Source organism: Parolsenella catena, from assembly GCF_003966955.1.
GTDB lineage: Bacteria > Actinomycetota > Coriobacteriia > Coriobacteriales > Atopobiaceae > Parolsenella > Parolsenella catena.
In genome coordinates this window covers 1,150,695-1,176,384 of sequence record NZ_AP019367.1, presented here as the reverse complement: position 1 = coordinate 1,176,384, position 25,690 = coordinate 1,150,695, and the positions used below count along the sequence as shown (strand labels likewise).

At 65.0% G+C, this 25,690-nt stretch carries 18 protein-coding genes; 10 read left to right on the top strand and 8 right to left on the bottom strand.

Annotated elements, in window-relative coordinates:
- Positions 1-39 precede the first annotated feature (39 nt).
- Positions 40-876, top strand: a complete 837-nt coding sequence (locus Pcatena_RS05340; RefSeq protein WP_126422327.1) for a hypothetical protein — start codon at positions 40-42, stop codon at positions 874-876.
- 108 nt (positions 877-984) lie between these two features.
- Here the strand turns inward: Pcatena_RS05340 and Pcatena_RS05335 are convergent, their stop codons facing one another.
- The 3 genes from Pcatena_RS05335 to Pcatena_RS05325 are packed head-to-tail and all read right to left on the bottom strand — an operon-like array spanning position 985 to position 4,863.
- Positions 985-1,614, bottom strand: a complete 630-nt coding sequence (locus tag Pcatena_RS05335) for a response regulator transcription factor (protein WP_126422324.1) — start codon at positions 1,612-1,614, stop codon at positions 985-987.
- 4 nt (positions 1,615-1,618) lie between these two features.
- On the bottom strand, positions 1,619-3,088 hold the full coding sequence (locus Pcatena_RS05330; protein WP_126422322.1) for a sensor histidine kinase: 1,470 nt from the start codon (positions 3,086-3,088) through the stop codon (positions 1,619-1,621).
- A complete protein-coding gene (locus tag Pcatena_RS05325) occupies positions 3,085-4,863 on the bottom strand; it encodes a histidine kinase N-terminal 7TM domain-containing protein (RefSeq protein ID WP_172596385.1) in 1,779 nt (592 codons plus the stop codon). The genes Pcatena_RS05330 and Pcatena_RS05325 overlap by 4 nt, the downstream gene beginning before the upstream one ends.
- 693 nt (positions 4,864-5,556) lie before the next feature.
- Here Pcatena_RS05325 and Pcatena_RS08185 point away from each other — a divergent pair.
- The 8 genes from Pcatena_RS08185 (at position 5,557) to Pcatena_RS05285 (ending at position 18,368) form a co-directional block, all read left to right on the top strand.
- A complete protein-coding gene (locus Pcatena_RS08185) occupies positions 5,557-6,576 on the top strand; it encodes an Ltp family lipoprotein (protein ID WP_198433388.1) in 1,020 nt (339 codons plus the stop codon).
- 170 nt (positions 6,577-6,746) lie between these two features.
- Entirely contained in the window at positions 6,747-7,124 is a 378-nt protein-coding gene (locus Pcatena_RS05315) for a hypothetical protein (protein WP_126422318.1), read from the top strand.
- Between the two features lie 188 nt (positions 7,125-7,312).
- Positions 7,313-8,086 (top strand): hydrogenase nickel incorporation protein HypB, encoded by a 774-nt coding sequence (gene hypB / locus Pcatena_RS05310; protein WP_126422316.1) that lies wholly within the window; start codon positions 7,313-7,315, stop codon positions 8,084-8,086.
- Between the two features lie 88 nt (positions 8,087-8,174).
- Complete coding sequence (locus tag Pcatena_RS05305; protein ID WP_126422314.1) at positions 8,175-10,964, top strand: FAD-dependent oxidoreductase; 2,790 nt, start codon at positions 8,175-8,177, stop codon at positions 10,962-10,964.
- Positions 10,965-11,042: 78 nt separating this feature from the next.
- A complete protein-coding gene (locus tag Pcatena_RS05300; RefSeq protein WP_126422312.1) occupies positions 11,043-11,387 on the top strand; it encodes a hydrogenase maturation nickel metallochaperone HypA/HybF in 345 nt (114 codons plus the stop codon).
- A 175-nt stretch (positions 11,388-11,562) separates the two neighbouring features.
- The gene (gene gltB, locus Pcatena_RS05295; RefSeq protein ID WP_126422310.1) at positions 11,563-16,209 is read left to right on the top strand and encodes a glutamate synthase large subunit; all 4,647 of its coding nucleotides are present in this window, start codon (positions 11,563-11,565) and stop codon (positions 16,207-16,209) included.
- Positions 16,210-16,211: 2 nt separating this feature from the next.
- Positions 16,212-17,693, top strand: coding sequence for a glutamate synthase subunit beta (locus tag Pcatena_RS05290; RefSeq protein ID WP_126422307.1), 1,482 nt, complete (start codon positions 16,212-16,214; stop codon positions 17,691-17,693).
- 117 nt (positions 17,694-17,810) lie between these two features.
- Entirely contained in the window at positions 17,811-18,368 is a 558-nt protein-coding gene (locus Pcatena_RS05285; protein WP_126422305.1) for an anaerobic carbon-monoxide dehydrogenase catalytic subunit, read from the top strand.
- Positions 18,369-18,494: 126 nt separating this feature from the next.
- Here Pcatena_RS05285 and Pcatena_RS05280 read toward each other — a convergent pair whose 3' ends face one another.
- The 4 genes from Pcatena_RS05280 to Pcatena_RS05265 form a co-directional block, all read right to left on the bottom strand.
- Positions 18,495-19,628 (bottom strand): 5-methyltetrahydropteroyltriglutamate--homocysteine S-methyltransferase, encoded by a 1,134-nt coding sequence (locus Pcatena_RS05280; RefSeq protein ID WP_126422303.1) that lies wholly within the window; start codon positions 19,626-19,628, stop codon positions 18,495-18,497.
- A 221-nt stretch (positions 19,629-19,849) separates the two neighbouring features.
- Entirely contained in the window at positions 19,850-20,974 is a 1,125-nt protein-coding gene (locus Pcatena_RS05275) for a 5-methyltetrahydropteroyltriglutamate--homocysteine S-methyltransferase (RefSeq protein WP_126422301.1), read from the bottom strand.
- Positions 20,975-21,181: 207 nt separating this feature from the next.
- Positions 21,182-22,495 carry an O-acetylhomoserine aminocarboxypropyltransferase/cysteine synthase family protein gene (locus Pcatena_RS05270; protein WP_126422299.1) on the bottom strand — a complete coding sequence of 438 codons (1,314 nt, stop codon included), beginning with the start codon at positions 22,493-22,495 and terminating at the stop codon, positions 21,182-21,184.
- Between the two features lie 569 nt (positions 22,496-23,064).
- Positions 23,065-23,988, bottom strand: coding sequence for a LysR family transcriptional regulator (locus Pcatena_RS05265; RefSeq protein WP_126422297.1), 924 nt, complete (start codon positions 23,986-23,988; stop codon positions 23,065-23,067).
- Positions 23,989-24,166: 178 nt separating this feature from the next.
- On the opposite strand from Pcatena_RS05265, the gene Pcatena_RS05260 reads away from it, so the two are divergent.
- Positions 24,167-25,384: an iron-containing alcohol dehydrogenase gene (locus tag Pcatena_RS05260; protein ID WP_126422295.1), complete on the top strand. Its 1,218-nt coding sequence runs from the start codon at positions 24,167-24,169 to the stop codon at positions 25,382-25,384.
- A 127-nt stretch (positions 25,385-25,511) separates the two neighbouring features.
- Here the strand turns inward: Pcatena_RS05260 and Pcatena_RS08125 are convergent, their stop codons facing one another.
- A complete protein-coding gene (locus tag Pcatena_RS08125) occupies positions 25,512-25,676 on the bottom strand; it encodes a hypothetical protein (protein ID WP_172596384.1) in 165 nt (54 codons plus the stop codon).
- Positions 25,677-25,690 lie beyond the last annotated feature (14 nt).

The following is a 25,690-nucleotide window of genomic DNA, read 5'->3' as shown; positions in this document are numbered from 1 at the left end:
AGAGACGACTAGCAAAGCAAGCGGGAGAAAGGACAAGACATGAAGAAGACGGCGAACCTCTGGCGAAGGATGCTCGTTGGCATCGCGCTCATGCTCACCATGTGCCTCGCCCTTGTGGGCTGCGGCGGCGGTGGTGGCTCCGCTGAGTCCAAGCTTGTCGGCTACTGGGAGCTTTCCGGCGGCACCCTCGAAGGCGAAGAGCTCGATGACGAGTTTATCCAGATGATGAAGGACTGGGATGCTCACATGATCATCCACTTCGCCGAGGACGGTACGTGCGAGGTGGACATGTTCGGCGACGTCTACGATGCCACATGGGACGCCAAGGCCAAGACCATGGAATGGGAGGGAGAGAGCGTCGAGTTCAAGCTTGATGGTGACACCATGAGCATCGCTGACGGATCGGATCACATCAAGTTCAAGAAGGGCGACTCGACCGACCTTGCTTCCATCATCGAGGCTGATCGCTCCAACATGACTCGCAGCGGCACCGATTCCACCACGGACTCTGACGTCGAGCCTGCCATGATCCCCCTCGATCCCGTCCAGACCATCGCTGATGACGAGTGGATCACCGCCACGGTCGACGCGAAGTACGCTGACGAGTACGGCTACGTTGGTCTTGTCATTTCCGTCAGGAACAACTCCAACGAGAACGTCACGCTCTATTCGCCTACCGGCATGAACTACGTCGACGACGTCGAGCACGAGGCCTGGTTCAGCTGCAGCCTGGCGCCCGGAGAGACCAAGACCACCGAACTCAGCTATGACGGCATCACCTCTGTTGACCAGCTCGTCAACATCACCCTCAACCTCGGCCTTTACTATACCGAGTCCTATGACGACATCTGCAGCTACAGCACCGTCGTCATGTAGCTCTTCGTGCGATAGCCGTCCGTTCGTGAGCTAAGTCATGAACGAGGGGCCGGGACGCTTCGAGTGTCCCGGCCCCATTTCTATGCGCTGGCCACGTGGTGCCGGCTCCTACTTGTCGCCGATGCGCGGGACGATGGAGCCCTCCGCCACGGCATGTACGGCGAGGCGGAGGATGTTGTCATAGCCCGTCTTGGCGAGGATTTCGCCGATGCGACGCTTGACCGTGCCTTCGCTCATGTAGAGCTCGCTGGCGATCTCCTTGCGACTTTTGGCCTCGCAGACAAGGCGAAGAATCTGGATCTCCTCATCCGTGAGGGCCGCGCTTCCGGAGAAGACGGAATCCGGAGCCTTGGGGAAGGTCGAGTAGCCGGAGTCCGTGGAGCGCATCACGGAGAGTAGCTCCGAGATGCCAACGTTCTTGTACACGAAGCTGTCGACCCCAGCGTCACGCGCCTGTTCGACGAAGGTGATGTCTGGCATGCCCGTCATGATGACGACGCGCACCTTGGGGGAGTCTTGCTTGATGCGCTTGGCTGCCACTATGCCGCTCGAGTCATTCTCGGTGCAGACGTCCATGAGGGCGAGGTCAACGCCGTCCCTGGCAACGAAGGCGGGTGCCTCCGCGGCGTCTGCGAGCGAGGCGACGACATGCATGTCTGGCTGGGAATCGATGGTGGAGACAAGGCTTTCCCTGAGCATCGCCTGATCCTCGACGATCAGCACGCCAATGGTTTCCATGTAATCACCTCTCGGGAATGCCGATATTGATAACGAAGGGGGATTTGCTCGCGATTTCGAGGAACCCGCCGAGGGACTCGACGGCGCGCCTCATGCCCGTGATGCCTGTGCCGCTCGTGATGTCCGCGTTCTTTGCCATGCCGTCGCCATCATCATGCGCAACGAGCGTGACGTAGTGGGCGCCGTGCGAGGCCTCTTTGCGCCCAAGCTGGATTTCGACCGTGTGGGCATGGCCGTGCTTGCAGGCGTTGGTTGCCGTCTCGCGGATGACGTCGACGAGTGTCGCCGCCACCCGAGGGTTTGTGGGCAGCTCGCCTGTGACCTCGATCTCTACGCCCACGAGGGCGAACGCGGAGACGACGGCGGCGAGGGCGGTGCTGGCATCCCCGGCATCCCCGCGCAGGTCATTCATGACCGTGGCGATGAGCTCCTTGAGCTCCGCGACGGAGGTGTTGTCGATGCGCTGTTCTTCGAGGTAGCGGTGGATGATGGAGAGACGCTGGCCAACGACGTCATGGACGCGGGCTCGCATCTTTAGGTGCGCCTCTCCCTCGGCGACGAGGCCGACGAGCGACATCTGCTCCCGAATGGCCTCGGTTGCATCTTTGAGGTCGAGGTTTGCCCGCCAGAGATTGCGGTTGGCAAGGGCGAGGTCGGTCACATCGAGCGCGAGCGTCATGTGCCTCTCGCCATTCTCTAATATCTCCCTAGTGAAGAGCTTGTACGTATCGTTGGGGAGGCGAATGAGGAGCTTCTCGTTTCCCTCGCCTGAAAGCAGCGGGATTCCCTGCAAATTCGCGATGGCGCGAAGGGGCTCCGCAACGCGGTCGAGGCGCTCCCACATGTCACTAAGGTCTCCAAGGTCGGTCGGGAGATTGAGAATGCCGAGCGTGTCTCGCATGGTGTTGTTCATAAGCGCGGAAGCTGATCGGTGTTCTGTTGCGAGGATGCCCACCGGAATGACGTTGACGGCCTCGATGACGGAGAGCTTCGAGAGCTTTTCCGTGCGGCGGATGGCGTCGACGCAGATCGCCGCGGTGGTCCTGAACAGGAAGTACGCCACGTCAAGAATCGCGACGATGGTCCAACTTGGGCCGAGAAGTCTGAGCGCGGGTGGCGTACAGAGCGCCATGAACGTTATCTCCGGAATCATCACCGGATGTTTCAGGTAGATGCAAAAGGCGATGCCGTATGTCACGGTGATGACATTGCCCCAGAGGAAGTGACCCCATTGGGATGCGAGGATCGTGTCCGCCGCGAAGGTGCCTGTGTTCGAGAGGACGCCAATCATGTAGTCCGCCGCGAGGAAGAGGTGGTTCGCGACGCCTAACTCGTAGAAGAGGCCGATGAGGGCGAGGCGGCGGTTGCGTCCGGCTGCGGTGAGGGGGACGTGGACGAGCTGGAGGCAGCAGCTGATGAAGCTACCCACGAAGAGCAGGAGCAGGGATGTCTCGTTGAAGACACCGGGCATCATGCGTCATCTCCCAAGCGGACCCTCGCGACGAGCCTGAGCTCGCCGGCGTCACCGGAAAGGACGAAGATCACGTCACGTGCCTCGAGGGTGCGCTCGAGCTCGACCGCCTGGGGTCGAGCCAGGAGGTCGTCATCATCGTCAGACTCGAGCACCGCGCGGAGCTCCGCCGTTCCGTCGGGGCGAGTGCCAAGGCGATAGAGCAGGCTGGGCTTCTTCGTGTCGAGCGCAACGTAGGCGAAGTCATAGATGCAGTCATAGAGCGTGCTCATCTCGCTCGTGGCGAGGGCATGGGGAAGATCGACGGCGGCGGCGCAGTCGATGCCGACCGCGCGCAGGTCGCTCGCGAGCTCGTTGGCGATGAGGACGATGCGGTCTCGGTTGAGCTCGGGATCCTCGCTGGTTGAAAGGACAAGGGAGCCTTTGCGCTTGCTATAAGCGACGAGCATGCGTGCCCGTTCGACCTCGCGCCGGCGTTCCTCGTCGTGGCCGGGACCCTCTGGAAGCGTGTCCAGGATTCTCGCTGCCCGTGAGAGGGACGTGGCGAGAGCCGCCTCGATCTCATCGACGAGCTTGCGCTCTGCCTCTACGCCGGCGAGGGCCTTGGCAACCTGCACTTGGGCGCCAAGCACCTCGCTGTCGCGGAGGAGCTCCGCGTGGACCTGCTCGAGCTCGGCATGGACATGGTCAAGACCGCTGACGTCCTGCGCGAGAATTGCGGCCCCGCCCGAAATGGGCCAGACCCTCGTGACCTCGTGCTCGCCCGTTCGTATGGAGACGGCCCCGTCGCCCTTGTTCTTGGCGAGTTCTTCGAGCAGGTGGCGGACGGTGTCGCGCCGGACGGACTCCGCCTTAGTTGTGGCGAGGTAGGTTTTGCCGTCGAGGTCGACGATGCGCAGGTCAAGGGGGATCTTCGCAAAGGATTTATCGAACCTGACCATGGACGGAATGAGCCCGAGGTCGAGTGAGAGTTCGAGGGCCGTCACTACGAGCAAGGCGTAGACGAGCGAGAAGTTGAGGCGCATTGCGAAGGGGAGGCGGAACACGTAACCGAGCATGTAGAGTACGCCGACAAGAAAGACGCCCACGATGATGGCGATGAATGTACGGAGGTGCTTCCGCGACGCGCGGGCGAGGCAGACGAAGAAGCCGGCGTAGCAGAGGACGTTCCAGATCATAAAGAGCCAGTAGCCGCCGCGGTACTCATACTCACCCACTACGCCCGGGTTAGGCGAGTCGAACGAGAAGACGAGCTGATGGAGGTTGTTGGAGAAGACGAGCACGATGAGGGCGCAGGCGAGGGCAATGAGGCCGTTTTTGATGTTACGGGCGGCGGGGGAGCGGTCGAGGCCCGCGGCGCGCCCGCCAATCAGCAGGGTGAGCAGCGGGATGACCGTCATGGGGACGTAGTAGAAGTACCAGCAGAAAATGCCGAGCCAGAGGCTGTGCGTCTTCCACTTGATGATGGCGTCGAGCATCCAAAATACGAGGAAGACCGCGATGCCAGCGAGGTAGATGCGGTTCTTGCGGTCGAGGCAACGGAGATAGGCGGAGACTCCCCAGAGCGAGAAGGCCGAACTCGCGATGCGCATGTAGACCGCACGGTCTCCCATCCACCTGAACTGGACGTTGCCCTGCGGAACCGGGGGAATGGGCGGCCCCGCAAAGGCCATGGCGGCGATGACGAGGGCGAGGAACACGACGGCGATCGCGCCACAGACGACGAAGACCCCGCGCTTGCGGGCTAGGTTTCTTGCCGACTTGATTGGGCTGGCCATCGGCACCTCCCCATGGCGAGACTCATGCATCTCCGGTACTTCTAGGATACGCGACCGTGGGTGGGTCACGTGTCCCAAGCTCGCCATTCTCGGCGCGCGGGTGGGTGTGCGGGTGCATGCGGGTGTGCGGGCTGCCGGGCGCGTGTGGATGGGCGCGTGCGGGCATTTGCCACGCTTAGGGCGGCTAAGCGCGATGTTTCGCGACGGCGTTCTCGACCTCTCGGATGCCGGCATCTTTTCGGCGCGCATGCACCCGCTAAGCGCATCGCTTGAGGCGTGTGGCCAGCGCCCCGGCAAACCGTGGCGGCTTTTCGCGCGCTTAAACGCCGTCACGCCCCGTAACTATGTCAAAAGGCCGCCAAGGATTTACGTCGCGCGGGCCAAGCCTGCATTCTGTGCTCTTAGCGCTCCTATGCGTGCAGGTTTGTGCGCGCGGCTGTCGTGAGCACTCGGCTGCGATGTGGTGCACCGCATGGCAAAGGGACAGTCCCTTTGTCGGCTATTCGGATTCGTCCGCGTTTCTCACGCGGGATGGGCCCTTTTGCGTCTTAGGACTTATTAACGAACTGCCCCGTTGGTCGAATAAGGGGACTTCTGCTATTGACCTATTCGGCCTGGGGGGGGGTAGGTTCTTTGTTACCGAACCTTAAAGGATGCTAAAGGTTCTCCATTTCCTATGGCTGGAGGGGTTGTATGAGTAGCGGAACTGACGACGAGATTGATAAGACTCTTGAAGATGGACACGACTCGGAGCCCAGTGAGGCTAAGGCCGAATTAGCCACCTCTGAATCCGAGTCAACGGATTCGTCTGAATCTGATGGCAATGCTAACGATGTTCCAGAAATAGAATCCAATGAGAAGCCTGAAGATGCTACGTCAGCTGAGGAACAGGTCTCGGATGAAACGGAATCTTCCGATTCTGACGAGAAGCCAATTGATAAGAAAGCTAAGATAATCGGAGGTGTTATTGCTGCCGTAATTGTGCTTCTCATAGGTATTTCTCTACTTCCTTGTCGTCATGACTGGCAAGAGGCGACGTGCACTGAACCTAAGACGTGTAAGAAATGCAAGGAGACCGAGGGCGAGCCTCTCGGCCACGACTATGCTGAGGCAACTTGTACTGAGCCCAAGACGTGCAAGCGCTGTGGCGAAACAGTGGGCAGCGCGCTCGGCCATGAGGTCGGCGAATGGACAATCGTAAAAGAGGCGACTTGTAGCTCAACTGGAATCAGTGAAGGCGTTTGCACTCGATGTGGCGAGAAGCAGACGAAGTCACTTCCCAAGCTTGATCACACTCCCGGCGATTGGGAGATAACAACTCCTTCAACGGTCTCTTCGGACGGTTCGATAACGGCGGGAGTAAGAACCCGCTCATGCACAGTGTGTGGAGCTGTAATCGACACGGAGACGTACAGGCTTGAGGCGACCACCTCGCAGAGGAACGCCCTTCGAAAGGCTCAGAGTTATCTCAATACGATGGCTTTCTCACACAGGGGCCTTGTTGAGCAGCTCGAATACGAGGGCTACTCGACTGATGACGCCACGTTTGCAGCGGATAACTGCGGGGCAGACTGGAACGTTCAGGCTGAGAGGAAAGCCCAAAGTTATCTGAGTCTCATGGGATTCTCTCACTCGGGTCTTGTCGATCAGCTCGAGTACGAAGGCTTTACGACTGAGCAGGCTGAGCATGGTGTGAGCGCTGCTGGTTTGTAGAAGAGAGACGAGATATGTAACTTTCTCGAAAAGATTTTCTCGCGTCTGTATCTATTGCTGCTGCAACAATCTTGCTGGACGGTTGTGGGAGCGTTGATGAGACTGCGAATTGGACAAAAGAAGAGGCTCTAGATTTCGCTATCAAGCATCCAGACGGATGGAAGATGCAGGTGGATAACGGTAACAACTCCGTGACGTGGGGTTCTGACGATGGAATAATAATGGCTGTCGGCAAAACCACATTCTCGGCCAACTTGGATAGTGAATTGGTTGCCCGGGCTATTTATTCGGGTGTCTCTTCAAATTCGGACGCCACGGTCGGTGAGCTCGAGGAGACCGATAACCAGAATGGTCTTAAGGTCTATCAATGTACAACGAAAGACAAGACTGGTTCTGGCATCTTGGCCTCCGTCTTTGAAGACAATTCGTATTACTGTGTGTTTACGACAACGTTTAATGGCAAAGATGACTCTACTGTTACGAAGGTCCTTAGCACCTTAGTGATTAAGGAGGAGGATGGCTCGGAGCTTACGGTTTTCGAAAGCTAGCCTGTATTGATTGTCCAAGCTATGTGACATGTTGCCCGCCTCGCGCGTGCGCGGGGCGGGCAATTTATGTCTCTGCCGTCTGGCGATTGCCTGCGGGCGTGAGTCGCCTGCCCCTGTACACTCAATTAGATTATGTAAATCACCCGCATATGCCCATGGGGATGAGCGTGGCTTACGAGGGGAGAGACATGGAAGATACCGAGAAGGACGCGCACGAGCGTGAAGTCCGCGTCATCGAGGTCAAACAGAGTGTGTTCGCGAGCAACGACCGCGCGGCGGACGCTCTCCGCGACGAGCTCCGTGCTCGCAAGACCTTCCTGCTTAACTTGATGAGCAGCCCCGGCTCGGGCAAGACCACAACGCTCGCACGCACCATCGAGGCCCTTGCCGGCGACCTTTCCATCGGCGTCATGGAGGCGGACATCGACTCAGACGTCGACGCGCGCGCCATGGCCGCGACGGGTGTCACGGCGATCCAGCTCCATACGGGTGGCATGTGCCACCTCGACGCCGCTATGTGCCGCCAGGGCCTCGCGGAGCTCGAGGCCGCAGCCGAGGCCGCGGGCACGGCTCCCCTTGACCTCGCGATTCTCGAGAATGTCGGCAACCTCGTGTGTCCGGCGGAGTTCGATACGGGCGCGAGCGTGAACGTCGCGATCCTCTCCGTGCCGGAGGGTGATGACAAGCCCCTCAAGTATCCGCTGATGTTCGAGGTCTGCGACGTCGTCCTCGTCAACAAGATGGACGTGGCGCCGTACTTCGACTTCGACCTCACACGCTGCGAGGAGAACGTGCACCTGCGAAACCCGGGTGCCAAGGTCATCCCGATGAGCGCCAAGACGGGGGAGGGCACAGGCGCGTGGGCGGCATGGCTGCGCGCCGCCGTCGCCGCATGGAAGACCGGCACGTTCGAGAAGGCCACGCCGGCCAACAGCGAGGCCCCGCACTATCCAGGCGAGTAACGGCGGGCCTGCGCCTGCATCCGTACGCCCGCGCGCGTCCGTCCGTCTCCCAGATCCGCCTCTTACGCCCCAACCCGGAGGAGTGACTATGATCATTAACGGCCCCGGCATTTCCTACACCGAGCCTGACATCGGATCCGAGTTCGTCCCCGAGCTTCCCGACAACCCGCGCCCGAGCATCGTGGCCCTCTGCAAGCACTGCACCAACCGCATCCTCGGCAAGGACGAGCTCCTGCCCTACGAGTACTGGAGCTTCGCCGAGGCGGCCACCGACGAGCAGGCCGACATGCTCGTCAAGCTCAAGGTCCGCGTGCCCTGCACGCTCGAGGCCGCTGTCAAGGCGACGGGCATCCCGCCGGAGAAGCTCGAACCCATGCTCGACGAGGTCTCCTACGTGGGCCTCCTCGAATACAACTGGGAGAATCCCCAGCATGAGAAGCAGTGGGTCCTCCCCATGCTCGTGCCGGGATCGGCGGAGTTCCTCAACATGCGCTGGAGCCAGCTCGAGGAGCACCCGGTCTTCGCCAAGTTCTTCGAGCAGGCCTCGAAGGGACCGCTCTCCCGTGCGACGCCGCTCGTGCCGCCCGGAGGCGCGGGCATCGGCATGCACGTCATTCCCGTCGAGCGCGCCATCGAGCACGAGAACCAATCCATCTCCATCGAGCACATCAAGCACTGGCTCGACAAGTACGACGGCAAATACGCCGCGAGTGCCTGCAGCTGTCGCATGAGTCGCCAGCGCATGGGCGAGGGCTGCGGAGATGACTTCAACGACTGGTGCATCGCCGTGGGCGACATGGCCGACTACGTCGTGGAGACCAACCGCGGCCGCTACATCACGCGCGAGGAGGCCCTCGAGATCTTCCAGCGCGCCGAGGACAACGGCTTCGTTCACCAGATCACCAATATCGACGGCGAGCACAAGATCTTCGCCATCTGCAACTGCAACGTGAACGTGTGCTACGCCCTGCGCACCTCGCAGCTGTTCAACACGCCCAACCTCTCGCGCTCTGCCTACGTGGCCCACGTTGACGCCAAGAGCTGTGTGGCGTGCGGACGCTGCGTGGAGGTGTGCCCGGCCGGCGCCGCCAAACTCGGCCAGAAGCTGTGCTCCAAGAAGGCGGGCGGCAAGGTGCCCGAGTACCCGCGCCAGGAGCTGCCCGACACCGTGAAGTGGGGCCCGGAGAAGTGGAGCCCCAACTACCGCAACGACAATCGCATCGAGACCCACGAGGGCGGCACGGCCCCCTGCAAGACTGCCTGCCCGGCCCACATCGCCGTGCAGGGCTACCTCAAGCTCGCGAGCCAGGGTCGCTACCAGGAGGCCCTTGCCCTCATCAAGCGCGAGAACCCGCTGCCGGCCGTGTGCGGTCGCATCTGCAACCGCCGTTGCGAGGACGCCTGCACGCGCGGCCGCGTGGACGAGGCCATCGCCATCGACGAGGTCAAGAAGTTCATCGCCCAGCTCGACCTCGACGCGAGCACCCGCTACATCCCGTCCCAGGTGCGCCCCAAGGTCGAGGGTGACTTCACCGAGAAGATCGCCATCATCGGTGCCGGCCCGGCGGGACTGTCCTGCGCCTTCTATCTGGCCGAGCGTGGCTACAAGCCCGTCGTGTTCGAGAGAGGCGCGCGTCCCGGCGGCATGCTCACCTACGGCATCCCCGCCTACAAGCTTGGTAAGGACGTCATCCAGGCCGAGGTGGACATCATCGAGGCCATGGGCGCCGAGTTCCGCTATGGCGTGGAGGTGGGCCGCGACGTGACGCTTGCCCAGCTGCGCGAGCAGGGGTTCAAGGCGTTCTACGTGGCCATCGGATGCCAGGGCGGCCGTCTCGCGGGCGTGCCCGGCGAGGATGCCGAGGGCGTCTCCGTGGCCGTCGACTTCCTGCGCGGCGTTGCGGAGGCGCAGCTCGCGGGTACTGAGGTGCCGGCCGTGGGCAGGCGCGTCGTCGTCGTGGGCGGCGGCAACGTGGCCATCGACGTGGCACGCACGGCGGCGCGTCTGGGTGCGGCGAACGTGGACATGCTGTGCCTGGAGACCCGCGACATCATGCCGGCCTCCAACGAGGAGGTGGCCGAGGCCGAGAGCGACGGCGTGCGCCTCTCGTGCGGCTGGGGCCCGGCCGAGGTCCTCGTGCGCGACGGCCATGCCGCCGGCGTGCGCTTCAAGCGCTGCACCCGCGTCTTCGACGAGGACGGTCGCTTCTCGCCCGAGTACGACGAGGCCGACACGATTGACGTCGAGGCGGACCAGGTGGTCTTCTCCATCGGCCAGAGCATCGAGTGGGGCGGCCTTCTCGAGGGCAGTGCCGTGGAGCTGGGACGCGGCAATGGCGCCGTGGCAGACCCCAAGACCTACCAGACCGCCGAGCCCGACATCTTCGTGGGCGGCGACGTCTACACCGGCCCCAAGTTTGCCATCGATGCCATCGCCGCAGGTCACGAGGCTGCCGTCTCCATCCACCGCTTCGTGCAGGGCGGCACGCTCACGATCGGCCGCAACCAGCGCAGCTACCGCGAGCTTGACAAGGCGGACGCGGAGCTCGGCTCCTATGACACCGCCAGCCGCCAGCAGCCCGAGATCGACCACGAGGCCGAGAAACGCGCCCCGTTCTCCGAGTACGTGAGGACCCTCACCGAGGAGCAGGTGCGCGCCGAGACGGCCCGATGCCTGGGCTGCGGCGCCTCGATCGTGGATCCCAACAAGTGCATCGGCTGCGGCCTGTGCACCACCAAGTGCGCGTTCGACGCCATTCACCTGCGCCGCGAGCGCCCCGAGTGCTCCGTGATGGTCAAGAGCGAGAACAAGGTGCCGGCGCTGCTCAAGTACGCGGCGAAGCGCCAGGCCAAGATCATGTTCGGCCGCAAGAGGTAACGCACCTCTCGGCCAGCTTATATTCGCCAAGGGAGGGGCGCAGGCTCGCGTCCCTCCCTCACACGTATGGAGTCACGCGTGCACGAGCTAGGAATTGTCTTCTACATCATCGACGACGCAAAGAAGGCCGCCACGGACAACGGCCTTACGTCCGTGCGGCGCGTGACCCTGCAGCTCGGCGAGGTCTCCGGCGTGGTGCCCGAGCTTCTCGGCGACGCCTGGAAGTGGGCCTGCGCGCGCGAGCCCATGATGGAGGGCTGCGAGCTTGAGGTGGAGGACATCCCTGCCGTGACGCACTGCGAGGCGTGCGGCACCGACTACGGCACCGTGGAGCACGGGCGCATCTGCCCGGCATGTGGCAGCGACCAGACATATCTGCTGCGCGGTCGCGAGGTCATGATCAAGCAGATCGAGGCGTACTAGGGGTCGGTGCGTCTCGTGCAACGCGTCAGCCCCATCCTTGTTACAAGATTGCTTCATGCGTGTTGCGCCCGCGTTGGCGTAACGGAGGTGACATATCCGGCTCCTAAAGTAGCGAGAGCTTGCCTGCACCCATGTGCGGCGGCGCCATCGTGAACATTCGGAGAAGGACCTCACCATGGAGTCTCACCAGCAGAAAGCCTCCCAGCAAGGCCTGTATCGCCCCAGCTACGAGCATGACGCGTGCGGCATCGGCGCCATCGCCTCGCTCAAGGGCGTCAAGAGCCACCAGACGCTCGACGACGCGCTCTCCGTGCTCGTGAACCTCGAGCACCGCGGCGGCAAGGGCCTCGAGCGAAACACCGGCGACGGCGCCGGCGTGTTGTTCCAGATCCCGCACCGCTTCTTCCGCAAGGAGGCGCAGAAGGAGGGCCAGCTGCTGCCCGACGCCGGCGACTACGGCGTGGCCATGCTGTTCTTCCCCCACAGCGACGAGACCGGCGAGACGGACGGCGCGGCGGACCCCGAGGCCGTGGCCGCGGCCATCCGTGTGTTCGAGGAGGGCTGCGCCGAGTGCGGCGTGCCGCTCATGTTCTGGCGCCGCGTGCCCGTTGACCCGCATGACCTGGGTGACACCGCCAAGGCCTGCATGCCCACGATCATGCAGGCGTTCCTGCGCCGTCCCGAGGGCGTCGAGGCCGGCCAGGACTTCGAGCGCAAGCTCTACGTGTGCCGCCGCACCATCGAGCGCGCCGCGGACAAGAACCCGGCGCTCGCGAACAAGATCTTCTACGTGTGCTCCATGAGCTCGCGCACCATCGTGTACAAGGGCATGCTCGTGGCCACGCAGATGCGCCGCTTCTTCACTGACCTCAACGATGCCGCCGTGGAGACGGCGCTCGCGCTCGTGCACTCGCGCTACTCCACCAACACCACGCCCTCCTGGGAGCGCGCGCATCCCAACCGCTACATCATCCACAACGGAGAGATCAACACCCTGCGCGGCAACGTGTCCTGGATCCGCGCACGCGAGCCAAACCTGTACAGCCCCGTGCTGCAGCACGACCTGGAGCGCGTGCTGCCCATCATCAACCGCGAGGGCTCCGACTCCGCCATCCTCGACAACGTGCTCGAGTTCCTCACGATGAACGGCCGACCCCTCGACCGCGCCGTGACGCTCATGATCCCCGAGCCGTGGGACCACAACCCCAACCTGTCCGGGAAGCGCCGCGCCTACGACGCCTACCAGTCCATGCTCATGGAGCCCTGGGACGGTCCGGCCGCCATCGCGTTCACGGACGGTCGCATCCTGGGGGCGGCGCTCGACCGCAACGGCCTGCGTCCCGCGCGCTACTACGTCACGCGCGACGACCGCCTCATCCTGTCCTCCGAGGTGGGCACCATCGACGTGGAGCCCGAGAACATCCTGCGCACGGGCTGCCTGGGCCCGGGCGAGATGCTCGAGGTGGACCCCGCGCAGGGCCGCGTGCTGTGGAACGACGAGATCCGCGACAAGTACGCCAACGAGAAGCCCTACCGCGACTGGCTCGGCGACGAGACGCTCGACATCCGCGACCTGCGCGAGCCCGAGGCCTCCGAGCTGCCTGCCGAGCCCGACGAGGGGCTCTCGCTCACGCAGCGCCTCGCCCGCCACGGCTACCACTACGATGACGTTGACGAGGCCGTGCGCCCCATGGCCGCCTCGGCGAAGGTGCCGCTGGCCTCCATGGGCGTCGACGCGCCGCTTGCCGTGCTCTCCAAGAAGACGCGCAGCTTCTTTGACTACTTCCACCAGCTGTTCGCCCAGGTGACGAACCCGCCCATCGACGCACTGCGCGAGAGCCTCGTCACGAGCTCGGTGCTCTACCTCGGCAACCACGGCAACCTGCTCGAGGACTGCCGCGACACCTGTCGCCTCGTGCGCCTGCAGGGCCCGCTGCTCACCCATGACGCGTTCAGGCGCATCTGCGCCATCGATCGCGTGGGCTTCCGCACGCAGGTCTTCCACGCCACCTATCGCCGTGACGCCGGCGAGGGCGCCCTCGAGACGGCGCTCGATGCGCTCGACCACCAGATCGAGGACGCCGTGCGCGCCGGCACCAACATCGTGGTCATCTCCGACCGCGCGGGGGAGGGCGAGGTGCCCATCCCGAGCCTGCTCGCGCTGGGCAGCGTGCACAACCACCTCATCCGCACGGGCGTGCGCATGCTCGCAGACATCGTGGTGGAGACGGGCGACGCCCTGTGCGCCCATGACTTCGCCTGTCTGGTGGGCTACTCCGCGAGCGGCATCTACCCCTACATGGCCCACGACTGCATCCGCGAGCTCGTGGCCCGCGGCGAGATCGACCTGCCCGGCGACGAGGCCGTGGCCAACTACGACCGCGCGGTGACGGCCGGCATCACCTCGATCATGTCCAAGATGGGCATCTCGACCATGCAGGGCTACCACTCCGCCCAGATCTTCGAGATCATCGGCCTGTCCGACGAGCTCGTGGACCGCTACTTCACGGCCACAACCACGAGCGTGGGCGGCCTTGGCATCGAGGGCGTGCAGCGCGAGCAGAACGAGCGCTACGACAGCGCCGTGGCGCTTGCCAAGAGCCCGTCTCCCAACCAGCTGCCGAGCCTGGGCCTCACGAAGTGGCGCCCCCTCGGCGGCGAGGAGCACCTCATCGAGCCGCGCGCCATCTACCTGCTGCAACGCGCCTGCTCAGAGGGTGACATGGAGCTGTTCCGCGAGTACGGCAAGGTCGTCCACAGGCCGGGCCGTGCGGTGACGCTGCGAGACCTGCTCGACTTTGACGCGGCCGGCCGCACGCCCGTGCCGCTCGAGGAGGTCGAGCCCGTCTCGTCCATCGTGCGCCGCTTCAACACGGGCGCCATGAGCTACGGCTCCATCTCCAAGGAGGCCCACGAGACGCTCGCCATCGCCATGAACCGCCTGCACGGGCGCTCCAACACCGGCGAGGGCGGCGAGGACCCGGTCCGCGAGGTGCCGCTGCCCAACGGCGACTCGCGCAAGAGTGCCATCAAGCAGGTGGCGAGCGGCCGCTTTGGCGTCACGAGCCGCTACCTGTCCAGCGCCATCGAGATCCAGATCAAGATGGCCCAGGGCGCCAAGCCCGGCGAGGGCGGTCACCTGCCCGGCAAGAAGGTCTACCCCTGGATCGCCGAGGTGCGCCAGTCCACGCCCGGCGTGGGCCTCATCTCGCCGCCGCCCCACCACGACATCTACTCCATCGAGGACCTCGCCGAGCTCATCTTTGACCTCAAGAACGCAAACCCGGGCGCCCGCATCTCCGTGAAGCTGTGTGCGCTGGCGGGCGTGGGCACCATCGCCACGGGCGTGGCCAAGGGCGGGGCCGACAAGATCACCATCAGCGGCCACAACGGCGGCACGGGCGCCGCGCCGCGCGACTCCATCTGGCACGCCGGCATCCCGTTTGAGATCGGCCTGGCAGAGACGCAGCAGACGCTGCTTCGCAACGGCCTGCGAAGCCGCGTGGTCGTGGAGACGGACGGCAAGCTCATGGACGGCCGCGACGTTGCCATCGCCGCGCTTCTCGGCGCCGAGGAGTTTGGCTTTGCCACCATGCCGCTCGTGGCCATGGGCTGCCTCATGCAGCGAGACTGCCAGCAGGACACCTGCCCGGCGGGCATCGCCACGCAGAACTGCAAGCTGCGCGGCCGCTTCACGGGCACGCCCGAGCAGGTCGTGAACTTCATGGAGTTCACCGCAGCCGAGCTCAGGGAGATCATGGCGAGCCTGGGCTTCCGTACCGTCGACGAGATGGTGGGCCACCCCGAGTGCCTGTGCCAGGTCGAGGTGTCGGACAACTGGAAGGCCAACGAGGTTGACCTGTCCCGCGTGCTCGCGAACGGCACGAACGAGTTCGGCCGCAGCATCCCGGGCGCGGAGGGCAGGCACTTCCTGCCCTCCATGGCCCCCGACCTCGAGATGGGACGCACGCTCGATGCCACGCTGCTCGTGCCCTACACGGCAGACGCGCGCACGCACCTCGAGCCCATCCGTTTCCACGCGGACATCGACAACGTGAACCGCTGCGTGGGCACGATGCTGGGCCACGAGGTCACCGCCGCGCACCCCGAGGGCCTGCCCGACGAGTCCATCGTCGTTGACTGCACGGGCTCGGGCGGCCAGAGCTTTGGTGCCTTCCTGCCCCGCGGCGTGACGCTCGCCATCGAGGGCGATGCCAACGACTACTTTGGCAAGGGCCTCTCGGGCGGCACGCTCTCCGTGCGCCCGCCCGCGCGCGCCAACTACAAGTTCGACGAGAACATCATCGTGGGCAACGTTGCGTTCTACGGCGCCACGAGTGGCAAGGGCTTCGTGAACGGCCTGGCCGGTCAGCGCTTTGCCGTGCGCAACTCCGGCGCCACCGTGGTGGTGGAGGGCGTGGGCAACCACGGCTGCGAGTACATGACCGGCGGCACGGCGCTCGTGCTGGGCGAGGTGGGCCTCAACTTCGCCGCGGGCATGAGCGGCGGCGTGGCCTACGTGTTCGACGAGTTCGGCACGCTCGAGAGCCGCTGCAACACCGAGATGGTGGAGCTCAAGGCCCCGAGCACAGAAGAGCTTGCGCAGATCCATGCGCTCATCGAGGAGCACGTGGCGCGCACCTCGAGCCCGCGCGGCATCAAGATGCTCTACCGCTTTGACGCGTACAAGGACAAGTTCGTGAAGGTCATCCCGCGCGACTACGAGCGCGTGCTCGAGGCGGTGGCCGCCGCCGAGGCGGACGGCAAGTCTCACGAGGAGGCCCTGCAGGTGGCCTTCGACAAGATCACGGGGAGGAACTAGCCATGGGCAAGCCAGGAGCGTTTCTCGAGCACGGCAGGCAGGCCCATGGGCTGCGCGACGTGGCCGAGCGCACGAAGGACTACGACGAGCTCTATGAGCTGCTCAGCCCCGAGCGGCAGCAGGTGCAGGCAAGCCGCTGCATGATGTGCGGCGTGGCCTTCTGCCAGACGGGCATCTCGTTTGGCCACGCGCGCCCGAGCGGCTGCCCGCTGCACAACCTCATCCCCGAGTGGAACGACCTCGTCTACCGCGGGCAGTGGGAGGGCGCGGCCGAGAGGCTGGCGCTCACCTCGCCCATGCCCGAGTTCACGAGCCGCGTGTGCCCCGCGCCGTGCGAGGCCGCCTGCAACCTGGGGCGCGCCGACGAGCCCGAGACGATTCACGACAACGAGCGCGCCATCAGCGACTGGCAGTGGGCGCACGGCGGCCCCGCGCGCTTTGAGCCGGCCGCGGCGGACGCCCCGAGCGTGGCCGTGGTGGGGTCGGGGCCGGCCGGCCTCGTGAGCGCCTGGGAGCTCGCGCGCAGGGGTGCGCGCGTCACGGTGGTGGAGCGCCACGACCGCGCGGGTGGCCTGCTCATGTACGGCATCCCCAACATGAAGCTCGACAAGTCCGTGGTCACGCGCCGCGTGAGGCTCATGGAGGAGCTCGGGATCGAGTTCCGCCTGGGCGTGGACGCGGCGGACCCCGCCGTGGCCAAGTCGCTGGCCAGCGAGTTCGACGCCGTCGTGGTGGCGGCCGGTGCGTGCAAGCCGCGCGGGCTTGGGGCCACGGGCTTTGCCGAGGGCCTCACGAGCGGTGGCGTGGCGTACGCCGTGGACTACCTCACGAGCGCCACGAGAAGCGTGCTCGACGGCGGTGCGCCTGCGATCGATGCCGCGGGCAAGGACGTCGTGGTCATTGGCGGCGGCGACACGGGCAACGACTGCCTGGGCACCGCCGTGCGCCAGGGCGCGCGCTCCGTGCGCCAGTTCGAGTTCCTCTCCTGCCCGCCGCAGGAGCGCGCGGCAGGAGACGCGTGGCCGCAGTGGCCCAACGTCATGAAGACCGACTATGGCCAGACGGAGGCCATCAAGCTTATGGGTGGCGAGATGCGCGAGTGGGGCGTCGACACGCTCGAGGTCCTGCGCGGCGAGGACGGCGGCGTCCGTGGCCTGCGCGTCGTTGACCTGGACTGGAGCCACGGCAAGCCGGAGCGCGTCGAGGGGTCCGAGCGTGAGGTGCCCGCCCAGCTCGTGCTCATCGCCTGCGGCTTCACGGGCCCGGAGAAGAGCGTGTTCGACGCGTTTGGCGTCGGCCTGGCCCAGAAGGGGCGTCCGCTGCCCGTCATGGCCACGCCCGCCTCGCACCGCGCCGCCGCGAGCATCGGTGCCACGCCGGTGTTTGCCGCCGGAGACGCACGCAACGGCTCCTCGCTCGTCGTGAGCGCCATGGCAGACGCCCTGGCCTGCGCTGCCGAGGTGGCCTCCACGCTCAAGCTGTAGCTGACTGCGGAATCGTCTCCCCTTTGTCAGGTTTTGTGACCCGCCGGTGGCCGTGTGGCTGCCGGCGGGCCTCTTTGTTACCATCGCGGGGGATATCGACTGCGATGGGAGGCCGAGATGGGCGAGAAGGTCGTGCACGGCAAGGTTGAGGGAATCGGTGGCGAGGAGCTGAGCGAGCGCATCCGGGAGGTCGCGGGGCTTCAGCGTAAGCTCGTGGCCGAGCTCGTGGGGCTTGGCGCCACGATGTGCGCGGCGATGGACGCCAACCCTGGGTTCGTTCCGTGCGGGCATGCGTTCGGCGTGGTCATCGAGGGGCTTTCGGCCTCTGCGGGCCATGTGGAGCCAGCGCGCATCCGCGAGGCGTGCGAGGCCGTTCGTGCCCGAAGCAAGCATGTGGCCGAGCACCGTGGCGTGGCGCGTGGGAGCGCCGTTGACGTTCTCGCGCGCATCGAGCGCGGCGAGAAGGGTGCGCAGACGCGTGCGTCTGCCCTTGCCTGCCTGCAGGGCGCGGCGCCCTATGCGCTGCGTGCCATGGAGCTGGGCCAGATGAGCGACGAGCTCGACGTGGCGCTTGTGAGCGCACTGGCCGGGCTCGGCGCCGACGAGCCGGATGCCGCCGAGCTCATGGGGCACGCGGCTCGTGCCGCCGCCCTCGCCATGGCGCTTCCTCTGTAGGGGCCAGCAGACAGGCTCCCCTTCGCATGCAAAAACTCCGCCTCCCGGACGTTCTCGCGCGATAATCGCTCGATTTCGTTCCGGGAGGCGGAGTTTGTCGTTACGGTCGTGTGAGCCGAGTGCGCCTTACGCCTCGCCCCAGACCTTCTCGGCCACGCGGCGGACGAGCGCGACCTTGGCCCACTGCTCGTCCTCGGTGAGCTTGTTGCCGCACTCGCAGGAGGCAAAGCCGCACTGCGGGGAGAGGCAGAGGTTCTCGAGCGGCACGTACTTGGCCGCCTCGTTGATGCGCTTCTCGAGCAGCTCCTCGTCCTCGAGGCCGGGCTGCTTGGACGTCACGAGGCCAAGCACGACCTTCTTGCCGGGGGCCACGTACTTGAGCGGCTCGAAGGTGCCGGCACGAGGCGTGTCGAACTCGAGGTAGAAGGCATCGACGTTCTCGTTGGCGAACAGGTAGGGCGCGACGGGGTCATAGCCGCCGGCGAAGGCGTAGGTGGAGTGGTAGTTGCCGCGGCAGACGTGCGTGTTGATCACGAGGTCGTCGGGCTTGCCCTCGATGGCGAGGTTGTTGAGGCGAACGCCCAGCTCGGAGACCTTCTGGATGTCGACGGGCTTCATGCCGGTCTTGGCCACGAAGTCCGTGTCGCAGTAGATGCCCCAGGTGCAGTCGTCGAACTGGATGGAGCGGCAGCCGGCGGCGTAGAGGTCTGCGATGACGGTGCGGTAGGCGGCGGCGATGTCAGCGATGAGGGCCTCGTCGTCAGGGTAGACGGAGCGCAGGCTCTCGATCTGGCCGTCGCAGCGGTCGAGCGTGACCTCGGAGAAGGTCTGGATGGGGGCGGGGATGGTCTGGCGGGCAACCTGGCCGTCCTCCTCGAGCGCCTTCACGAACTTGAAGTGCTCCACGAACGGGTGGTTCTCGCCGGAGATCTTGCCCGTGACGACGGCGGTGTCAGCGGTGGTCTCCTCGTCGTGGAACATATAGCCGGTGCGGCTCGTGCGGCGCTCGATGCCCTGCAGGCCCCACATGAAGTCGAGGTGCCAGTAGCTGCGACGGAACTCGCCGTCGGTGATGACGTGGAGGCCGGCGGCCTTCTGCTTGGCGACGAGGTCGCGGATGGCCTCGTTTTCGACCACCGTGAGGGCGGCGTCGTCGATGACTCCGGCGGCGTGGTCGGCGCGGGCCTGCTTGAGGACGTCAGGGCGCAGGAAGCTGCCGACGACGTCATAGCGGAACGGGGCGTTGTGCTTGTAGGGCATGGAACTCTCCTTCTCGAATACCTTGTTCTCTGCTGGGAAATAGTATTTCACGAACGCGAGCTATGCGGTACTACGCATCATGTATGCAAATCCATAGGGTAAAACTATGGACTGGCGACAGCATGAGTCTCCCTCGGCTGTAATGAAAAGGGTCGAGACGCGCGTGGCGTCCCGACCCATATGAGACCAGATGAACCCGTCCCCTTTGGCCCCCTTTGGTCCTAGGCGTCGTCCCAGACGGACTCGGCTACCTCGCGGACGAGGGCGAGCTTTCTCCACTGGTCCTCCTCGGCCACGGAGTTGCCCTCCTCGGTGGAGGAGAAGCCGCACTGCGGGGAGAGGCACAGGCGCTCGAGCGGCACGATCTTGGCGGCCTCGGCGATGCGCTCGCGGATGCGCTCGGCATCCTCGAGCTCGGGCTTCTTGGTCGTCACGAGGCCGAGGACCACGCGCTGGTCGGTGTCTTGCGGCAGGTGCTTGAGTGGCTCGAAGTCGCCGGAGCGCTCGTCGTCGTACTCGAGGAAGAAGCCATCGAAGCCGCGGATGCCCAGCAGGCGGCGGGCGATGGTCTCGTAGGTGCCCTCGTAGAGCCAGTGGCTCATGAAGTTGCCCTTGCACATGTGGGTCGTGATGACCATGTCCTCGGGCCTGTTCTCGAGCGCCTCGTCCGTGATGTCGCCAAAGACGTCGATGAGCTCGTCGGGGTCATAGCCGCAGGCCTCGATCTTGTCGCGGAAGCGGCCGGAGAACAGCGCGCCCCAGCTCGTGTCGTCGAGCTGCAGGTAGCGGCAGCCGGCGTCGTGGAAGGCGCGGATGGCATCCTGGTAGGTCTTGGCGAGGTCGTGGCGCAGCTCGTCGAGGTTGGCGTAGACGGGGTTGGCGGCGTACTGCTGGGAGAGCACGACGGAGTCGAGCGTCACCATGTTGGGGCCGGCGATGGTCTGCTTGACGGGCGTGTCGCCGGCAAGCCTCTGCGTGCGGCGGAAGCCGTCGAGGAAGGGGTGGTTGGGGTCAAAGGAGAGCGGGGAGTCCACGTAGGTGCCCTGCATGACCTTCTCGATGCCGAAGCCGGCGGTCTTGAAGTCGTAGACCTTGATGCCGTTGAAGCCAGCGAGCCAGTCGAGGTGCCACCAGCGGCGGCGGAACTCGCCGTCGGTCACGGCATGCAGCCCTGCGGCCTTCTCCTTCTCGATGAGCTTGGCGACCTCGGCGTCCTCGACCTCGCGGAGCTGCTCGAACGAGATCTTGCCGGCGGCGTGCTGGGCGCGCGCCTCGTGGATGGCCTGCGGGCGCAGGAAGCTGCCCACGATGTCGTAGCGGAACGGGCCCTTGAGCTTGTCTGTCATGGTGAGTCCTCTCTGGGACGGTTGGGCTGGGGATTGGTGCAGCCAGTATCGCATGCGCGCCAGCGATTGAACGCGTCTCTTTCCCAATGGCGGTGCATAGCGTAAGGCTATGGGAGGGGATGACAGGTTGTCTGCTTCCTCGCGCCCTGTCACGAAAAGGGCGGGCTCCCGGAGGAACCCGCCCGATGGCTGCCTATGGGGCAAGGACTAGCCCTGCTTGACGGCCGCGAAGCCGCGCTCGAGGTCGGCGATGATGTCGTCGATGTGCTCAGTGCCGATGGAGAGGCGAATCGTGGACTGCGTGATGCCCACGTTGGCGAGCTCGGCGTCGGTGAGCTGGGAGTGCGTGGTGCTGGCCGGGTGGATCACGAGGCTCTTGACGTCAGCGACGTTGGCGAGCAGCGAGAACAGCTGCAGGTTGTCGATGAACTTCCAGGCAGCGTCCTTGCCACCCTTGATCTCGAACGTGAAGATCGAGGCGCCGCCGTTGGGGAAGTACTTCTCGTACAGCTCGTGATCGGGGTGGTCGGGCAGGCTCGGGTGGTTGACCTTCTCGACGAGCGGGTTGTTGGCGAGGTACTCCACGACCTTCTTGGTGTTCTCGGCGTGGCGATCGAGGCGCAGCGAGAGGGTCTCGGTGCCCTGGAGCAGCAAAAACGCGTTGAACGGGGAGATGCAGGCGCCCTCGTCGCGCAGCAGGATGGCGCGGATGTAGGTCACGAACGCGGCCGGGCCACAGGCGTCGGCGAAGGAGATGCCGTGGTAGGAGGGGTTGGGCTCGGCGATCTGCGGGTACTTGTCGGAGGCCTTCCAGTCAAAGTTGCCGCCGTCGACGATGACGCCGCCCAGCGAGGTGCCGTGGCCGCCGATGAACTTGGTGGCGGAGTGGACGACGACGTTGGCGCCGTGCTCGAGCGGACGGAACAGGTAGGGGGTGCCGAACGTGTTGTCCACGACGACGGGCAGGCCGTGCTTGTGGGCAATCTCCGAGATGGCGTCGATGTTGGGGATGTCGGCGTTGGGGTTGCCGAGGGTCTCGAGGTAGACGAGCGTCGTGTTGTCCTTGATGGCACCCTCGACCTCGTCGAGGTTGTGGGCGTCAACGAAGGTGGTCTCGATGCCGAACTGGGAGAGCGTGTGCTCGAGCAGGTTGTAGGAGCCGCCATAGATGGTCTTCTGGGCCACGACGTGGTCGCCGGCCTTGGCGAGCGCCTGGATGGCGTAGGTGATGGCGGCGGCGCCGGAGGCAACGGCAAGGCCGGCCGAGCCACCCTCGAGCGCGGCGATGCGGTCCTCGAAGACGCCCTGCGTGGAGTTGGTCAGGCGGCCGTAGATGTTGCCGGCGTCAGCGAGGCCAAAGCGGTCGGCGCCGTGCTGGGAGTTGCGGAAGACGTAGCTCGTGGTCTGGTAGATGGGCACGGCGCGCGAGTCGGTGGCGGGGTCGGCGCTCTCCTGGCCGACGTGAAGCTGCAGGGTCTCGAAGTGGAAGGTCTTCTCGACCTCGGGGGTGATGTCGGACATGGTGTTCCTCCTTGGGTAGGCGGTGCTTGGGCTTCGTTGCGTCAATCTCTCTCAGGTGATCCGGGTACGAAAAAGCGCCCGGCAGCTCAGGGCTCCCGGGCGCAAGTCGGAGACTTCCGTGCGCGCCTCGTCGATGTCGCTACCAATCGACGTTTGCGCCGGCGGACTCCTGTGGTGCCCGGGAGCTCAGCATTCGCATGCACATCATCATGGTCGTCGTGGTCATTCTGGGCACCTCCTTGGGTCCGTCGCTTCGTGTTGATGAATTTATACGACCGCGTCTTGGCCTCGTCAATACCCTAGCGGAAAAGTAGGTATTAACGTTTTGTTACGTGCAGGTGAGAGGGCAAGAACGTGTGGATATGAGAATTTATCTGCATGCGAGGGCATCAACGCCATCCGCTGAGCCGCAAGGAGTGGTACGAGGTCTACTGCGCCGCCGGCAACGTCATGCCGTAGGTGGACTTGGCAAGGGAGGGGCGCCTCGGGAGACCGGGGCGCCCCTCGCGGGTGACGGATGGGGACGGGGTCGAGCTGTCACGGTGACACTTTGACCCCGTTCCCGCGTGTCAACCGAGGACGTCGTAGCCCTCGGAGGCGACGAGCGAGCGGAGCTCCTCGAGGTAGCGCGCGGCCATGGGGGAGAGGCGCGCGCGGTCGTTCGTGAGATATCCCAGCTGCATGGTCTCGTCGGTCTCGAGCGGCACGGAGGCGATGTCGTCGCCGTTGAGGTCGCTGTTGAGCACGCCCGAGCTGATGGTGTAGCCGTTGACGCCGCGAAGCAGGTTGAACAGCGTGGCGCGGTCCGTGAGCACGATGGTCTTGCGGTGGCTCTCGAAGGGCAGAAGCTCCTCGGAGAAGTACAGCGAGTTGTGCGTGCCCTGCTCGTAGCACAGGTAGGGATAGGCATCGAGCTGAGCGAGCGTGACGCTCTCGGCGCCCGCGAGCGGGTGGCTCGTCGAGACGAACACGTGCGGGCGGGCGTCGAACAGCGGCGTGTAGGAGAGGTGGTTCTCGCGCATGAGCTTGCGCAGCACCTTCTCGTTGAAGGAGCTGAGGTAGAGCACGCCCAGCTCGCTGCGGTAGCCCGCCACGTCCTCGATGATCTCGTACGTGCGGCTCTCGCGAAGCGTCATCTCGTACTCGTCGGCCTCGACGCTCTCGAGCAGGCGCACGAAGGCGTTCACGACGAAGGCGTAGTGCTGTGACGAGATGGCGAACAGGCGCTTTGAGGGCCGGGCGTGGGCGTAGCGCTGCTCCACGAGCTCGGTCTGCTCCAGGATCTGACGAGCGTAGGAGAGGAACTCGGAACCGTCCGGCGTGAGCGAGATGCCGCGGGCGGAGCGGTTGAAGATGACGATGCCGAGCTCGGCCTCGAGCTCGCGCACGGCCGACGAGAGACTTGGCTGCGAGATGTAGAGCTGGCGGGCCGCCTCGGTGATCGATCCGCACTCGGCGACCTTGGCAACGTAGCGGAGCTGGGTGAGCGTCATGGTGTCTCCTCTCGGGAACTGTCGCAATTCTGCCATGCAAGGCGCCACCGGTACAGCGTGACGCACCTCTCGAGCGACGCGTGTCCTCAAGGGTAGTACGCTTGTCGGCGAGAGGGGTGCGCGTGCGCGCACATTCCGGCGCTGGGGGAGCGCCAAGACGCGTCATTGGAGGAACCTCATGACGGAAACGTACAACTTCTTTGCGCCCACGAAGGTCCTGTTCGGACCGGGCAAGCTCGCCGAGCTTGGCGGTCAGGCGCTGCCGGGCAAGAAGGCGCTCGTGGTCACGACGGGCGGCAAGTCCGTGAAGGCCAACGGCTACCTTGCGCGCGTCGAGGAGCAGCTCGACCGCGCCGGTGTGGGCCACGTGCTGTTCGACCGCATCGAGCCCAACCCGCTGCGCGACACGGTGAACGCCGGCGGCTGGATGGCTCGCGAGCAGGGTTGCGACTTCGTGCTGGCGCTGGGCGGCGGCTCTGTCATGGACGGCTCCAAGGGCATCTGCGTCGTGGCGGCCAACCCCGGCCATGACGAGGCGGGCAACGAGGTTGCCGGCGACATCTGGGACTACGTCATGGGCGGCACCGCCAGGGGCCTGCCGATCCCCAACGACCCGCTGCCGCTCGTCTGCGTGACGACGACGGCCGGCACGGGCTCTGAGGTCGACGCGGGCGGCGTGCTCTCCTGCAAGGAGAGGGACGAGAAGCTGCGCCTGGGCAGCCCCAAGCTGTTCCCGCGCCTCTCCGTGGTGGACCCCGAGCTCATGCTCACGGTTCCGGCCCGTCTCACGGCGTTCCAGGGCTTCGACGCGCTGTTCCACAACGTGGAGTGCTACATCGCGAACAACCACACGCTCATGGGCGACATGATCTGCCGCGAGGGCGTCCGCAGCGCGGCCGCCTCGCTTGCCGCGTGCGTGAATGACGGCGCCAACCTCGAGGCGCGCACGCGGTTGGCGTTCGCCAACACGCTTGGCGGCTACGCCATGGTCTGCAGCGGCTGCTGCGGCTGCCACGGCACCGAGCACGGTATGAGCGCGCACCACCACGACCTGCCGCACGGCGCCGGCCTCATCATGATCGCACGCGCCTACCACCAGCACATGATTGACGTCCACGCGTGTGACGATCGCTATGTCGACATGGCCCGCCTCATGGGCGCCCCCGAGGTCGACATCGAGGCTCGCGGCGCGTCCGCGTTCGTCGACCAGCTCGAGGGGCTCATGCGCGCGTGCGGCATGGCCGAGCTCGCCATGAGCGAGTGGGGCATCACCCGCGACGAGCTGCCGGCGATTGCCGCCAACGCGCTGTCCACGAACGACGCGCTGTTCGGCCACGACCCGGCGCCGCTCTCCGTCGATGACGTGACGGCCATCCTCGAGGCGAGCTGGTGCTAGGGCATCTGGAAGCGTTGGCAGCTTCTTGTGAGCGAAGCTGCAAAGAAAAGCAGAGGTTTGTGCGCTGAGGCTGAAGAGGCCTCCAAAGGCGCAATCGGGGCCCAGGTCGAGCTGACCTGGGCCCCGATTATGCGGCTTGTGCCATGGCGTCTGCGGGCACGTAGATCTCGATGTTGCCGTTGTAGCTCATGAGCATCGACTTGAAGATGAGCGCAAGGCCGCCGATGATCAGGGGCAGGGACAGCCCTTCCGAGGTACGTCCCTTATAGTGTTGGTTTACATAAGACAACACAGGGGTATCATGCT

Bases quoted from the DNA above. Each gene is read 5' to 3' on its own strand.
- Pcatena_RS05335 (WP_126422324.1), bottom strand. From the start codon at position 1,614: ATGGAAACCATTGGCGTGCTGATCGTCGAGGATCAGGCGATGCTCAGG.
- hypB (WP_126422316.1), top strand. From the start codon at position 7,313: ATGGAAGATACCGAGAAGGACGCGCACGAGCGTGAAGTCCGCGTCATC.
- Pcatena_RS05330 (WP_126422322.1), bottom strand. From the start codon at position 3,088: ATGATGCCCGGTGTCTTCAACGAGACATCCCTGCTCCTGCTCTTCGTG.
- Pcatena_RS05285 (WP_126422305.1), top strand. From the start codon at position 17,811: ATGGGCGAGAAGGTCGTGCACGGCAAGGTTGAGGGAATCGGTGGCGAG.
- Pcatena_RS05305 (WP_126422314.1), top strand. From the start codon at position 8,175: ATGATCATTAACGGCCCCGGCATTTCCTACACCGAGCCTGACATCGGA.
- Pcatena_RS05290 (WP_126422307.1), top strand. From the start codon at position 16,212: ATGGGCAAGCCAGGAGCGTTTCTCGAGCACGGCAGGCAGGCCCATGGG.
- Pcatena_RS05265 (WP_126422297.1), bottom strand. From the start codon at position 23,988: ATGACGCTCACCCAGCTCCGCTACGTTGCCAAGGTCGCCGAGTGCGGA.
- gltB (WP_126422310.1), top strand. From the start codon at position 11,563: ATGGAGTCTCACCAGCAGAAAGCCTCCCAGCAAGGCCTGTATCGCCCC.
- Pcatena_RS05340 (WP_126422327.1), top strand. From the start codon at position 40: ATGAAGAAGACGGCGAACCTCTGGCGAAGGATGCTCGTTGGCATCGCG.
- Pcatena_RS05270 (WP_126422299.1), bottom strand. From the start codon at position 22,495: ATGTCCGACATCACCCCCGAGGTCGAGAAGACCTTCCACTTCGAGACC.
- Pcatena_RS05325 (WP_172596385.1), bottom strand. From the start codon at position 4,863: ATGGCCAGCCCAATCAAGTCGGCAAGAAACCTAGCCCGCAAGCGCGGG.
- Pcatena_RS05275 (WP_126422301.1), bottom strand. From the start codon at position 20,974: ATGACAGACAAGCTCAAGGGCCCGTTCCGCTACGACATCGTGGGCAGC.
- Pcatena_RS05280 (WP_126422303.1), bottom strand. From the start codon at position 19,628: ATGCCCTACAAGCACAACGCCCCGTTCCGCTATGACGTCGTCGGCAGC.
- Pcatena_RS05260 (WP_126422295.1), top strand. From the start codon at position 24,167: ATGACGGAAACGTACAACTTCTTTGCGCCCACGAAGGTCCTGTTCGGA.
- Pcatena_RS08185 (WP_198433388.1), top strand. From the start codon at position 5,557: ATGAGTAGCGGAACTGACGACGAGATTGATAAGACTCTTGAAGATGGA.